Source organism: Salinicola salarius, from assembly GCF_002179555.1.
Classification (GTDB): domain Bacteria; phylum Pseudomonadota; class Gammaproteobacteria; order Pseudomonadales; family Halomonadaceae; genus Salinicola; species Salinicola salarius_A.
The window spans coordinates 49,401-62,328 of sequence record NZ_NHOU01000021.1 but is presented as its reverse complement, the minus strand read 5'-3'; the positions used below and the strand labels follow the sequence as shown (position 1 = coordinate 62,328).

Annotated in this window: 10 protein-coding genes; 6 read left to right on the top strand and 4 right to left on the bottom strand. The window is 63.7% G+C overall.

The window, feature by feature from the left end; all coding sequences use genetic code 11:
* Positions 1–45: 45 nt before the first annotated feature.
* The 3 genes from CCD76_RS14515 to CCD76_RS14505 form a co-directional block, all read right to left on the bottom strand.
* Complete coding sequence (locus CCD76_RS14515; RefSeq protein ID WP_087720157.1) at positions 46–1,227, bottom strand: ATP-binding protein; 1,182 nt, start codon at positions 1,225–1,227, stop codon at positions 46–48.
* Positions 1,228–1,573: 346 nt separating this feature from the next.
* The gene (locus CCD76_RS14510) at positions 1,574–2,779 is read right to left on the bottom strand and encodes an acetyl-CoA C-acyltransferase (protein WP_087720156.1); all 1,206 of its coding nucleotides are present in this window, start codon (positions 2,777–2,779) and stop codon (positions 1,574–1,576) included.
* 317 nt (positions 2,780–3,096) lie between these two features.
* Positions 3,097–3,867: an SDR family NAD(P)-dependent oxidoreductase gene (locus tag CCD76_RS14505; RefSeq protein ID WP_087720155.1), complete on the bottom strand. Its 771-nt coding sequence runs from the start codon at positions 3,865–3,867 to the stop codon at positions 3,097–3,099.
* A 229-nt stretch (positions 3,868–4,096) separates the two neighbouring features.
* Between CCD76_RS14505 and CCD76_RS14500 the strand changes: the two genes are divergently transcribed.
* From CCD76_RS14500 to CCD76_RS14480, 5 genes are all read left to right on the top strand, one after another.
* Positions 4,097–5,305: a thiamine pyrophosphate-dependent dehydrogenase E1 component subunit alpha gene (locus tag CCD76_RS14500; protein ID WP_087720154.1), complete on the top strand. Its 1,209-nt coding sequence runs from the start codon at positions 4,097–4,099 to the stop codon at positions 5,303–5,305.
* Positions 5,302–6,279 carry an alpha-ketoacid dehydrogenase subunit beta gene (locus tag CCD76_RS14495; RefSeq protein ID WP_087720153.1) on the top strand — a complete coding sequence of 326 codons (978 nt, stop codon included), beginning with the start codon at positions 5,302–5,304 and terminating at the stop codon, positions 6,277–6,279. The genes CCD76_RS14500 and CCD76_RS14495 overlap by 4 nt, the downstream gene beginning before the upstream one ends.
* Positions 6,280–6,288: 9 nt before the next feature.
* Positions 6,289–7,914, top strand: coding sequence for a dihydrolipoyllysine-residue acetyltransferase (locus tag CCD76_RS14490; RefSeq protein ID WP_087720152.1), 1,626 nt, complete (start codon positions 6,289–6,291; stop codon positions 7,912–7,914).
* A gap of 17 nt (positions 7,915–7,931) precedes the next feature.
* A complete protein-coding gene (locus tag CCD76_RS14485) occupies positions 7,932–9,761 on the top strand; it encodes a protein kinase domain-containing protein (protein ID WP_087720151.1) in 1,830 nt (609 codons plus the stop codon).
* A gap of 214 nt (positions 9,762–9,975) precedes the next feature.
* The gene (locus CCD76_RS14480; RefSeq protein ID WP_087720150.1) at positions 9,976–11,322 is read left to right on the top strand and encodes a sodium-dependent transporter; all 1,347 of its coding nucleotides are present in this window, start codon (positions 9,976–9,978) and stop codon (positions 11,320–11,322) included.
* A gap of 309 nt (positions 11,323–11,631) precedes the next feature.
* Here the strand turns inward: CCD76_RS14480 and CCD76_RS14475 are convergent, their stop codons facing one another.
* On the bottom strand, positions 11,632–11,820 hold the full coding sequence (locus CCD76_RS14475; protein WP_071230490.1) for a PA3496 family putative envelope integrity protein: 189 nt from the start codon (positions 11,818–11,820) through the stop codon (positions 11,632–11,634).
* A 200-nt stretch (positions 11,821–12,020) separates the two neighbouring features.
* Here CCD76_RS14475 and hexR point away from each other — a divergent pair, with 200 nt between their 5' ends.
* Positions 12,021–12,878 carry a transcriptional regulator HexR gene (hexR, locus tag CCD76_RS14470; protein ID WP_087720149.1) on the top strand — a complete coding sequence of 286 codons (858 nt, stop codon included), beginning with the start codon at positions 12,021–12,023 and terminating at the stop codon, positions 12,876–12,878.
* Positions 12,879–12,928: the final 50 nt, after the last annotated feature.

The window sequence follows — 12,928 nt, the reverse complement described above, 5'->3', positions numbered from 1 at the left end:
AAACGGGTTGTCAATCACGCGGGACCCGACACGTAGGCTGAAAAATCAGTCTTCAGAGATGTGCTTTCGCCTGATGAAATCAGCGAAAAGCGGAACTGTAAAATCAAGGTAGCCATGGTCGGTGCTATAAATCATTCCTTTATAAATTATGCTCGCGCGCGCCGGGCCGATTGATTTCTGCGTGCGATTCATTGCTCTAGCGATATCGGCAACTTGATACGGACCGTCGCCAAGAGCCGCCATCGCCTTGACGAATCCCACCTCCGCTTTGGTTAAACGGTCCAAGCGGACTCTGAAGAAACCGTTGTCTAGAGAACTGATCGTTTCTGCATAGGATTTAAGAACATCGCTTTCGTTGATTTCGGGTCCCGGTGCGTTGTCCCAAGAAAAGGAGGCAAGCTCCTGCAAGAAGAATGGATAGCCCTTCGTTACATCGAAAATTGTCGATAGCGCTTCGTGAGAGATGGATGCGTCTTCGTCAATGATCGGCTTTTCTATAGCTTTCGCAGCGGCTTCCTGATCAAGTGCGCCAACGACAGGATAATTGAATAATCTTTCTGCATAGGATTTAGCTTCGCCCGCGAGTCGGGCTACTTGAGGCAGTCCGGCACCTATGAAAACGATAGGCCTCCCATCTTGAGATATACGGTGAAGGGCAACGATCAGAGCAGAGAGATCTTGCTGAGAGAGATATTGAACCTCATCAATTAGAAGAACCCAGCCTTTATTCGCAGCTTGGGCAGCGCGACCGATTTGGTCAAAGAGGTCGGGTAGATCATGTTGCATATCACCGCTCTCGGCCAAGCCTGGCTCTGGAGGTGGTTCGACGCCAATGTTCACGCCTGAAACTTCGATGTTGAACACGGAGGCGAAATTGCGTAGCCCGCCTAGAGCACGTGAAGCATGGTGTTTGGCTGTTTCGACTCCTGATAGGGAGCGAGACACCTTACGCATCTCGGGGTAGAGAAGGCTTGCCAGATTGGTTTCTTCGGGAGCTTCAACTCTGGAAACAAGGAATCCCTCAGCATCAGCGATGCGACCGATCTCGCTTAGTAGAACCGTTTTACCGGTACCGCGGAGGCCTAGCAGCATAATCGAACGAGCAGACCGTCCTTTGATTGCGCGCCCACACGATATCTTGGCAGCCTGCAGAATCGCATCGCGGCCAGCAAGCTCGGGCGGACGGCTACCGGCGCCAGGTGCGAATGGATTTCCATATGGGTCCATTTAAGGTTCCTAAAGAGACTCTAGCGATGGATAGTGAAAACTAAGGAAAAATACTAGTCTTCTTTAGTTTTTGCTAGGGAGTCTGGTTAGAGCAGATTTTCGCTGGCGAGAGGGAGACCCAAAACTGGCCTATGAACAAGCCGGAGATATTCGGGCTCATCATTTTGATTCAGACAAGAAACGGCTAGTCGCCGAGCCCCAGCTCCTGACTCGTCGCATGCCAAATTTCTGTACCTTGCCGCTGACGGTTATCGGAAACGCGTCAACGAATCTGACGTAGTGTGGAATCTTGTGGTGGGCGATGCGATCGCGGCAAGAGGTGCGCGGGCCTTACTCGTTCATAGCTCTATCTCAACCTCTCGATCCCCACAGCCGTGGCCTCTCCACCGCCGATGCAGATCGCCGCCACGCCGCGTGTCATGCCGTGATGCGTCAGCGCGTTGAGCAGCGTGACCACGATCCGCGCACCAGAGGCGCCGATGGGATGGCCCAGCGCGCAGGCGCCGCCGTGAACGTTGACTCGCGCGTGATCGAGGCCGAGTTCACGCATCGCCGCCATGGCCACCACCGCGAAGGCTTCGTTGATCTCGTAGAGATCGACGTTCTCCCGCGACCAGCCGAGCCGTTCGTGCAGCTTGCGGATGGCGTGGATCGGGGCCACCGGGAAGTCGCCGGGGCGCATGGCGTGGCTGACATGGCCGTGGATCCGGGCCAGCGGCGTCAGCCCCAGCCGCTCGGCCTCGCGCTGGCGCATCAGCACCAGCGCCGCGGCGCCGTCGGAGATCGAGCTCGAGTTGGCGGCGGTGACCGTGCCGCCGTCGCGAAAGGCCGGTTTCAATTGCGCGATGCGGTCGATATTGGCCTTGTACGGCGCCTCGTCGTGCTCGACGCGATCCGTACCGCGCCCGGCCGGCGCCTCCAGCGCCACGATCTCGCTGGCGAACACGCCGGATTCGATCGCCCGTCTGGCCCGGGTCAGCGAGGCGATGGCGTAGTCGTCCTGGGCTTCGCGGGTGAAGCCGAACGCTTCGGCGCACGCTTCGGCGTAGGTGCCCATCAGCCGGCCCGGCTCGTAGGCGTCCTCGAGCCCATCGAGAAACATGTGATCGAGCACCTGGGCATGCCCCATACGTAGCCCGGCACGCGCCTTGGGCAGCAGGTAGGGGGCGTTGCTCATGCTCTCCATGCCGCCGGCGAGGGCGTGCGTGGCGCTCTCCAGGCGCAGCGCATCGAACGCCTGCATGATCGCCTTCATGCCGGAGCCACACATCTTGTTGACGGTGGTGCAGGGCGTCGATTCGGCGAGCCCTGCGCCGAGTGCCGCCTGGCGGGCCGGCGCCTGGCCGAGGCCCGCCGGCAGCACGCAGCCCATGAGCACTTCATTGATGACTAGCTCGTCGACGGCGTCCGGCGGCAGTCCGGATTGCTCGAGCGCGCCGCGGATCGCCGCCGCGCCCAGTTGCGGGCAGCTCAGTCCGCCGAGCGCGCCCTGAAAAGCGCCCATCGGCGTGCGTTTGGCGCCGACGATGACAATCGGGTCTTCGATATTCATGACAATGACTCCTGATAGCGTACCGGCTGCCGCTTATTCAACTTCAGACCCTGATGACGATGGGGTTTAACGCTCACCCCCTCGCCGCTCCCCCTCTAATGCCGCCACAAAACGACGAAGCCCCGTTCGTTCGATCGGCGAATGATCGGGTCGGTGCACACGGACATCCTTGTCCTGGTGCGCCTCTTGCGACATCCCTGTCGCAAGACCCTATTCGCCGCTCTCCGCACGGCGTCGTTTCGACAGGCGGTCCCGATTGCCCCGGCGGTGTTTTGCCTGGATCGGTTTCACGCACCGCCCGCTCTCGCAGCCCTGTTCTACGTAGCCGACATGCGAATGCCGCCGTCGAGCCTGATCACCTCCCCGTTGAGGTAGCGGTTCTCGAGGATCTGGCGCACCAGCGAGGCGTATTCCTCGGCGTGACCCATGCGCCTGGGAAACGGTACCTTGGCGTTGAGGCCGTCGCGCACCTCGGCGGGCATGCCTTGCATCATCGCGGTGTCGAAGATGCCGGGAGCGATCGCCATGACACGGATGCCGGATGAGGCCAGTTCGCGGGCGGCGGGCAGCGTCATCCCGACCACGCCGGCCTTGGAGGCCGCATAGGCGGCCTGGCCGATCTGGCCCTCGAACGCGGCCACCGAGGCGGTGTTGATCACCACGCCGCGCTCGCCGTCGTCGTCTTCCGCCGGATGTTCGAGCATTGCCGCGACCGCCAGGCGCAGCATGTTGAAGGTGCCGATCAGGTTGATGTCGATCGCGCGGCGGAAGCTGTCGAGGCCATGCACGCCGCGCTTGCCGTGGATCTTCTCCGCCGGCGCGACACCGGCGCAGTTGATCAAACCGTGAATGGCGCCGAAGCGCTCTCGCGTAGCGGTGATCGCCCGTTCGCCGTCCGCTTCGCGGGTGACGTCCGCGTCTATCGCCAGCGCGTGGTCACCCAGTGTCCGGGTCATCGCCGTGGCTGCTGCGGCATCGTGATCGACCAGCGCCACGTTGCCACCGGCCTCGACCAGCATCCGCGCCGTGGCGGCGCCCAGCCCGGAGCCGCCGCCGGTGACGATGAAGGTGCGCTCAGCCAGTTGCATGGGGATCTCCCGAGTGGAATCTTGACCTGTTCTAGCGATGGCAACGCGACCGGGAAATAGGACCTAGTGCTGAAAGACCAAGGTCGGATGGCGACAAGTTGACATTAACGTCAAGGTTATAGATCGAATCGGCCGTTGAAACCGGTCGTTTCCCGACTTGTCGGGCTCACGGGAAAGAGCGGCTCACGAGGCGGCTCGAACCTCGGTCATCGATCTCAGGAAGCATCAGATGAAGACGAACCGATCCACGGCGAAACCGGTGCACAAACCAACCTTCGCCAATGGCGACGACATCCAGATCCCTGTCTTTACCCTGCTCAAGCCCGATGGCACCGTCTACGCGGATGCCGGGTCGACCTCTCTCGACGAAACCACCGCGCGGCGCATCTATCGCGCCATGCTCTACACCCGGGTGCTCGACGAGCGCATGATGGCGGCCCAGCGTCAGGGGCGGCTCAGCTTCTACATGCAGTGTACCGGCGAGGAGGCGGCCGTGATCGGCAGCACGGCGGCGCTGGACGACGCCGACATGATCATGGCCCAGTACCGCGAGCAGGGGGCGCTGGCCTATCGCGGCTTCACCACCGACGAGTTCATGAACCAGCTGTTCGGCAACGAGCGCGACACCGCCCACGGCCGCCAGATGCCGATCCACTACGGCTCGCGGGATCTCCACTACCTGACGATCTCCTCGCCGCTGGCGACCCAGATTCCCCAGGCCACCGGCTACGCCTACGGCCAGAAGCTGGCCGGCAAGGGCCACTGCACGCTGACGATCTTCGGCGAAGGCGCGGCCTCGGAAGGGGACTTCCACGCCGCGCTCAACATGGCATCGGTACACAAGGTGCCGGTGATCTTTCTGTGCCGGAACAACGGCTACGCCATCTCCACGCCGGTCACCGAGCAGTTCGCCGGCGATGGCGTCGCCGCCCGCGCCTTCGGCTATCGCATGCAGTCGATCCGCGTCGATGGCAACGACATCCTGGCGGTATACGAGGCGACCCGCGAGGCGCGGCGACTGGCGGTCGAAGAGAACGAGCCGGTGCTGATCGAGGCGATGACCTATCGCCTGGCCGCCCATTCCTCCTCCGACGATCCGTCCGGCTATCGCAGCAAGAAGGAAGAGGAAGCGTGGCACAAGAAAGACCCGCTGCGGCGGATGCAGCGCTGGCTGCTCGATCGCGGCTGGTGGAACGAGGACGAAGAACGCGAACTGACCGAGTCGCTGCGCCGCGAGGTGCTGGAAACCATGAAGCAGGCCGAAAAGCGCCGCCCGCCGGCACTCGAGACGCTGGTCAGCGATGTCTATGCCGAGACGCCGCCGCTGCTGCGTGAGCAGCTCGAAACGCTGGAAGCGCATATTCGCCGTCATCCCGAGGCTTATCCCAGAAGCGCGCCGTGGCTGGATGGCGGTATCGGGAAGGAGGGCCAGCCATGAGCCGGATGAATCTGCTCCAGGCCGTCAACAACGCGCTGGATACCGCCATGGCTCTGGATGAGCGCGTGCTCTGCTTCGGCGAGGATGTCGGCGTGTTCGGCGGTGTGTTCCGTGCCACCAGTCATCTGCAGGAAAAATACGGTCGCGAGCGCTGCTTCAATACGCCGCTGGTGGAGCAGGGCATCGTCGGCTTCGCCAACGGCCTGGCGGCGCAGGGTTCGGTGCCAGTGGCCGAGATCCAGTTCGCCGATTACATCTATCCGGCGTTCGATCAGCTGGTGAACGAGACCGCCAAGTTCCGCTATCGCTCCGGCAGCCTGTTCGATGTCGGTGGCCTGACCGTGCGGGCGCCCTACGGCGGCGGGATCGCCGGCGGCCATTATCACTCCCAGTCGCCGGAGGGGTATTTCGCTCATACGCCGGGGCTGACGGTGGTGGTGCCGCGCAACCCGTACCAGGCCAAGGGGTTGTTGCTGGCCTCGATCCGCTCGCCGGATCCGGTGATCTTCTTCGAGCCCAAGCGGCTCTATCGCGCCTCGGTGGGCGAGGTGCCGGATGACGACTACGAGTTGCCGCTGCGTCAGGCGGAAGTCGTCAAGGAGGGCAGCGACATCACGCTGCTGGCCTGGGGCGCGCAGATGGAAGTGATCGAACAGGCCGCCGAGATGGCCGAGAAGTCAGGTATCTCCTGCGAACTGATCGACCTGCGAACCATCGTGCCGTGGGATATCGAGACGGTGGCGGCATCGGTATTCAAGACCGGGCGCCTGGTCGTCAGCCACGAGGCGCCGTTGACCGGCGGATTCGCCGCCGAGATCGCCGCTACCATTCAGCAACGCTGCTTTCTCTATCTGGAGTCGCCGATCGAGCGCGTCACCGGGCTCGACACGCCGTTCCCGCTGACGCTCGAGAAGGAGTACATGCCGGGGCCGCTGAAGGTGTTCGATGCCATCCACCGCACGATGGACTTCTGAGGAGCGATGATGAGCGATTTCCTACTACCCGATATCGGTGAAGGCATCGTCGAGTGCGAAGTGGTGAAGTGGCTGGTCAGCGAGGGCGATACCATCGCCGAGGATCAGTCCGTCGCCGAGGTCACCACCGACAAGGCGCTGGTGGAGATTCCCGCCCCCGAGGCCGGGCGCGTCACGCGGCTCTACGTTCGTGAAGGCGAAACGGCCCGGGTTCACGCGCCACTGTTCGCCATCGAAAGCCTCGACGAGAGCGCCCGATCATCCGATTCCGGCGCTCGATCCGACCACGACGCTAGGCCACCCGAGCCGATCGCCGCGACCCCCGAAGACGAATCCCCACAGCCGCCCGGACCGAATGCGGACAAGACAGAATCGGCGGCGTCGAAGGATTTCATTCTGCCCGATCTGGGTGAAGGGATCGTCGAGTGCGAGGTAGTGGCCTGGCGGGTCGAGGAGGGCGACGAGATCGCCGAGGACCAGCCGGTGGTCGAGGTCAGCACCGACAAGGCGGTGATGGAGATCACCGCGCCGGAAGCGGGCCGGCTGGTGCGCCGGTATTGCCAGCTCGACGAGGTCGCCAGAGTCCATGCGCCGCTGTTCGCGTACGTGCCTCGGGCCACCGACGGCGATGGCGACGGTGACGCGGGGCCTGATTCGGGCGATACCGGTGCGGCAGCGGAGAGCAGGGCCGGCGACGGCCAGCGACGCATTCCCGCCAGCCCGGCGGTACGTCGCCGGGTGCGCGAGCTTGGCGTGCGCCTCGAGGAGATTGCCGGCAGCGGCAAGGATGGCCGGGTGCTCAAGGAGGACGTGCTGGCGTTCCAGCAGCAACATGAAAAGCGTCAGGAACAGCACCGCGCGGAACCGCAGGATTCACAGCCGAAAGCCGCAACGCCGGGACGTGGAACGCCAGCGCCGGACCTTGCCTCCGACGAGCGGACCGAGCCGCTGCGCGGCGTGCGTGCCGTCATGGCCAAGCGAATGAGCGAGGCCGCAGCCACGATTCCGCATTTTGCCTACGGCGACGAGTTCGACGTCACCGAGTTGCTGGCGCTGCGGGAACGCCTCAAGGGCGATTTCGAGGCGCGCGGTGAGCGGTTGACGCTGATGCCGCTGTTGATGAAGGCGCTGGCGCTGGCGGTGACGACGTTTCCGCTGCTCAACTGCCGGCTCAGTGCGGCAGCCGACGCCATCCATTATCAGGCCGCCTGCAATATCGGCATGGCGGTGGACAGCGCCAGCGGCCTGCTGGTGCCCAACGTCAAGCACGTCGAGCGACTGAGCCTGCGCGAAGTGGCGAGCGAGGTGGAACGCCTGACCCGGGCGGCCCGCGAGGGGCGAGTCGAACCCGGCGATCTGAAGGGCGGCACCATCAGCATCTCCAACATCGGCGTGCTGGGCGGCACCTACGCCATGCCGATCATCAACGCGCCGGAGGTGGCGATCGTCGCGCTCGGCCGGGTTCAGCGGTTGCCGCGCTTCGATGCCGACGGCAACGTGGTGGCGCGATCGATCATGACCGTGACCTGGTCCGGCGACCATCGAGTGCTGGATGGCGGCACCATGGCGCGTTTCTGCAATCGCTGGAAGGGCTACCTGGAGGCGCCCGAGACGATGCTGGCCGATCTGCGCTGAGTTTTGAGCGAACACCCATGAACGAGCCGACGGAGCTGCAGCAGTTCTACATTCCCGAGGAGCAGTCGGTTTACCTGCTCAGCCAGAGCCAGGCGCGACAGCTGCGGGAGTGGATCGAGCGCTGTCGGCATCAGCTCGCCCAGGTCGGCTACCGGGAGGTCGAGCTGATCGGCAAGGGCGCCTACGGGTTCGTCTTCGCGGGCATCGACGGCGCCGGCGACAGCCATGTGTTCAAGTTCACCCGCCAGAACCTGCCGCAGTCTTTTCACGAGCGCCTCGAGGAGGAGGCGTTCATGCTCGAACAGGTCGATCATCCCCTCGTTCCCAGACTGATCGCCTATCGCACCCTGCGCCATCAGGCGATGCTGGTGATGGCGCGCGCGCCGGGCATCAATCTGGAGGAGTTCTCGCTGCGCGAGGGGCGGCTGGCGCCACGCCTGTTGATCAGGATCGCGGCGCAGCTGGCGGACATCCTGCGCACGCTACGCCGTGAATCCGCCGAGGGGCGCGTGGTCGTGCACGGAGACATCAAACCCTCGAATCTGATGTTCGATGCGCGGACCGAGCAGATCGCGCTGATCGACTGGGGCTCCTCGGTCTTCGCCCAGCTCGATGCCGAAGGCCAGTTCCTGTCGCGTAACGTGATGGAGCTGATGTCCGCCGATCTCCAGCACACCAACGCCCGCATGGGCGACGTCTACTATATCGGCGACGAACAGTTGAACGGTGCGTTGTCGTCGCCACGCTTCGATGAGCAGGGCGCCGCCGCGACCCTCTATGCGCTGGCGACCGCGCAGTCCAGCCGCTTCGGCCACGGGACGATCCCGGCAACCTCGCTGGGCCTGCCGATCGAGTTCGCCCGGATGCTGGATGCCATGCTCAGCGAAGACGCCGCGCTGCGCCGTCGGGCCGGGGACTACTTTCTCGAGCATATGCCGCGCATCGCCCGCACCATCATCCGTGAGCCGCAGGCGGTGCCGGAAATCCCGCTGGTGCCGGTGTGGGTGCGCTCGCTGGAGCAAGAGATCGAGACGGTGGTCTACAGCTCGCGCAAGGCCTTTCTGCGCGAGGACGTGCTGCACGATACGTCACTGCGCGGGCGGGACCGCGACGACACCTTGAGTGCGATCAATGACGTCCAGTTCGATCGCTACTACAAGCATTTCATGCAGGGCATGGGCGATCTCGAAAAGGCCTTTCTGGTCTCGGTCGGGCGGCTGGGGAAGTATCCGGTGGTGGGCGGCCTGGCGGTGCGCTGGAGCGAGGCGGGCGTGGAATTCGATACCACGCTGAGTCTCAACGAACCGTCGCTCCGGACGGCGTTCGTCGCGGCGGTGAACAACATGATCACCCTGGCCCGGGCGATCCGCCGCCGCGATGGCGTGTTCAAGGCGTGCCTGTTCAACGCCCGGCGCACCCTGCACATCGATCGCGATGACGCTTCCCGGCCGTTCGTGCCCGAGCCCGGCTGCGCGATTCCCTACGAGGTCAGCCCGACGCCGGAGCTGGAGGACGCCAGCCGCGAGCACTCCTACTTCGAGGATGGCCCGGATCCCGAGGAGTTCCTGCGCCTGCCGCCGGTGATGATCGAGGCGCTGTCGCGACTCAACGCCATTCATCACACCGGCATGATCATCTTCGAGGCGTTGCCGACCCACCTGAAGATCCACAGCTACTATCGCCTGCTCGATCCGGCCCGGGAGCAAGAATTCCGCGGCTGTCTGGAGACGCTGCTGGCGGCGGTGCCGCAGATCGACGGGCTCGGCGTGTCCGGCTACATGAAGATGCCCTACAAGAACACGCGACATTTCGCGCATCGTTCACGGCCGGCCGATACCGGTGCGTGAGGTTTCCGAAGACTCGCTCGTCGCGGTGCCGCGTGCGCAATCGTTGCGTTATGCGGACGATTCTTACCCTTTTGGTCGATTTCATGGGGCAAACGGGGATGAAACGGACCTGAGTCGTTATAATCCGCGCCGACATGAGAATCCCCTCGCGTGACCGACGCCCGTCATGGAGCGCTGCGGGTTTCCGACAACAGCAATACTCGATGGTGAATTCATGGCCAAGCAATCCCATACCCATGCGCAGTGGTCCTCGCGAACGGCCTTCGTTCTGGCGGCGACCGGTTCTGCCGTGGGTCTCGGCAATATCTGGAAGTTTCCCTACATGGTGGGCGACAGCGGCGGCGCCGTGTTCGTGCTCGTCTACCTGGTGTGTATCGCGCTGATCGGCCTGCCGATCCTGGTGTCCGAGTGGCTGCTGGGCCGGCGCGGGCAGTCCAACCCGATCAATACCATGCAGAAGCTCAGCCGCGATTCGAAGCTCTCGCCGGACTGGGTGCTGGTGGGCATCGCCGGTGTGCTGGGGTCGTTTCTGATCCTCTCGTTCTACAGCGTCGTCGGCGGTTGGTCGCTCAACTACACCTGGAGCACGCTGACCGGCGATCTGGGCCAGTCGAGCGGGGTCGATGTCGGTGACTACTTCACCACGCTGCTGGGCCAGCCGGGCACGCTGCTGTTCTGGCACACGATCTTCATGCTGCTGACGTTCGGCATCGTCGCCGGCGGCGTCAAGGGCGGCCTGGAGCGGGCGGCCAAGTGGCTGATGCCGCTGCTGATCGTGGCGCTGGTCCTGCTGATCGGCTTCGGCGCGACCACTGCCGGCTTCGGCGAGGCGGCCGCGTTCATGTTCTCGCCCGACTGGAGCAAGTTGAACGGCGGCGTCGTGCTCGCCGCGCTGGGGCATGCGTTCTTCACGCTGTCGCTGGGCATGGGGATCATGATGGCCTACGGCTCCTACCTGGGGCAGGAGGTCAACCTGATCAAGACGGCGCGCACCGTGGTGATCCTGGATACGGTGATTGCGCTGGGCGCCGGCATGGCGATCTTCCCGGTGGTGTTCGCCAACGGTCTCGATCCGAGCGCCGGCCCGGGGCTGCTGTTCGTGACGCTGCCGCTGGCTTTCATCGACATGCCCTGGGGGCTGGCGTTCGGCACGATCTTCTTCGCGCTGCTGACGGTAGCCGCGCTGACTTCGGCGATCTCGCTGCTGGAGCCGGTGACGGAGTTCCTGGAAGAGCGCACGCCGCTGTCGCGCCTGGGTTCGGCCTTTGTCGCGGCGCTGGCGACCTGGTCGCTGGGCATCGCCGCGCTGCTGGCGTTCAACGTCTGGTCCGGCTTCCAGCCGTTCGGTTTCAATGTCTTCGATCTGCTCGATGCGCTCACCAGCAAGCTGATGCTGCCGCTGACGGGGCTGGCCGCCATCGTCTTCACGGCGTGGTTCCTGGATAGCGAAGGCGTGAAGCAGGAGCTGGGCCTGGGGCCGAAGGGCCGGGTGCTGTGGCACTACGTGTCGCGCTATGTGGCGCCGATCGGGGTGATCGTGGTGTTCCTCAACAGTCTTTGAGAAAACGCGATAGCCGACTGCGCTAGGCTCAGCGGTGTTGAGATCAACCTTGGAATGCTCATTTACAACCTCGTAAACTGCGCTTCCTCGGTTAATCTCGCCTTGCTGAGCCGTCGCTCGTAACGGCTCTCATCGTCTTCTCTTGGAAGGCATATGTCGCAGAGCATCGCGTGACAGGTATTCACCCGCCGGGATGAATCTGACGGTCAGGCAGCGGCCGCGGTCCTCTTCGAGGGCGCGGCCGCTGGTCGTTGAGGGCCGGCGAACGGCGGGTGGCGGTGGCCGCTCGGGCTATTCAAGCTATTCGAGCTATTCGGGTAATTCGGCGATCTCTTCCGCCAGTTGGCGCTTTTCCTGGCGCTGTTCGATGCCGCGCCGGGCCTTGAGATAGCGAATGGCGGCCTTGCGCTTGCGTTGTTCATGTTCGCTGACTTCCAGCGTCATGAAAATCTCGAGAATGTCGCTCTTGAGGGCATGAAGGTGTTCGACGCTCTTCATGATCGAATCTCCTGGCATCCTAAGACCTGTCGGTTCGCGCCCGACATGCATACTATACTCAACTTTACAAGATGATGACGATTCACTTTTTTCATGCTTTCAACGCGCCTTGGCGGCGTGTTCCCGCCCGCGTGACTGGGGCATACTGGGCGCCTGATTCCTGACCGAGAAGATCCGATGTCGTCAACCGAGGGCCAGCCATGAGCCGTTCGCTGTTCGATGAATTGCGTGTGCACATGGATCGTCTGCGCCGCTCCGAGCAGAAGGTGGCGCGCTTCGTGCTGCGCAATCCGGAAGAGGTGATCCTGATGCGGATCACCGACCTGGCCAGCGAGGCGCAGGTCAGCGAGCCGACGGTGGTGCGCTTCTGCCGCGCCATGGGCATGGCGGGGTTCCAGGAGTTCAAGCTCAAGCTGGCGCAGATGATGGCGCGGGGAAGCCAGTACGCCCAGTTCACCATGAACGACGGCGACAGCGTGGCCGAGTTCTCCCACGGGATCTTCGACAGCACCATCGAGACGCTCGAACAGGTCCGCGATCAGCTGGACAACGAGGCGCTGGGCAAGGCGATCGCGGCGCTGGCGGTGGCCAACCGGGTCGAGTTCTACGGTTACGGCGCCTCGGGGATCGTCGCCGCCGATGCCCAGCACAAGTTCTTCCGCCTGCAGATCCAGACTTCGGCCTACTCCGACCCGCACCTGCAGGCGATGTCCGCCGCGACCCTGAAAGCAGGCGACGTGGTGGTGGCGATCTCCCAGACCGGCCGCACTCGGGCGCTGCTCGCCAGCGCCAAGACGGCGGTCAAGGCCGGCGCGACCGTGATCGGCCTGTGCCCCAGCGATTCTCCGCTGGCCCGCGAGGTGACCCTGACGCTGCCGATCGACGTTCAGGAGGATACCGAGGTCTACATCCCCATGACCTCGCGTATCGTCCATCTGCTGACCATCGACGTGCTCGCGGTGGGCGTGGCCAAGAATCGCGGCCCACAGATCACCGATCAGCTCAAGGCGATCAAGCGCAGCCTGGGGTCGCTGAGGGTTTCCAACAACGTGTCGTGACGGCTTCATGGCCGGGGAAACGCCGACTTCGCTCGACATTTTTTGCATCT

What these genes read in the sequence shown, in the direction of transcription:
- CCD76_RS14500 (WP_087720154.1), top strand. Translation starts at nt 4,097, where the DNA reads ATGAAGACGAACCGATCCACGGCGAAACCGGTGCACAAACCAACCTTC.
- CCD76_RS14475 (WP_071230490.1), bottom strand. Translation starts at nt 11,820, where the DNA reads ATGAAGAGCGTCGAACACCTTCATGCCCTCAAGAGCGACATTCTCGAG.
- CCD76_RS14505 (WP_087720155.1), bottom strand. Translation starts at nt 3,867, where the DNA reads ATGCAACTGGCTGAGCGCACCTTCATCGTCACCGGCGGCGGCTCCGGG.
- hexR (WP_087720149.1), top strand. Translation starts at nt 12,021, where the DNA reads ATGAGCCGTTCGCTGTTCGATGAATTGCGTGTGCACATGGATCGTCTG.
- CCD76_RS14485 (WP_087720151.1), top strand. Translation starts at nt 7,932, where the DNA reads ATGAACGAGCCGACGGAGCTGCAGCAGTTCTACATTCCCGAGGAGCAG.
- CCD76_RS14480 (WP_087720150.1), top strand. Translation starts at nt 9,976, where the DNA reads ATGGCCAAGCAATCCCATACCCATGCGCAGTGGTCCTCGCGAACGGCC.
- CCD76_RS14515 (WP_087720157.1), bottom strand. Translation starts at nt 1,227, where the DNA reads ATGGACCCATATGGAAATCCATTCGCACCTGGCGCCGGTAGCCGTCCG.
- CCD76_RS14510 (WP_087720156.1), bottom strand. Translation starts at nt 2,779, where the DNA reads ATGAATATCGAAGACCCGATTGTCATCGTCGGCGCCAAACGCACGCCG.
- CCD76_RS14490 (WP_087720152.1), top strand. Translation starts at nt 6,289, where the DNA reads ATGAGCGATTTCCTACTACCCGATATCGGTGAAGGCATCGTCGAGTGC.
- CCD76_RS14495 (WP_087720153.1), top strand. Translation starts at nt 5,302, where the DNA reads ATGAGCCGGATGAATCTGCTCCAGGCCGTCAACAACGCGCTGGATACC.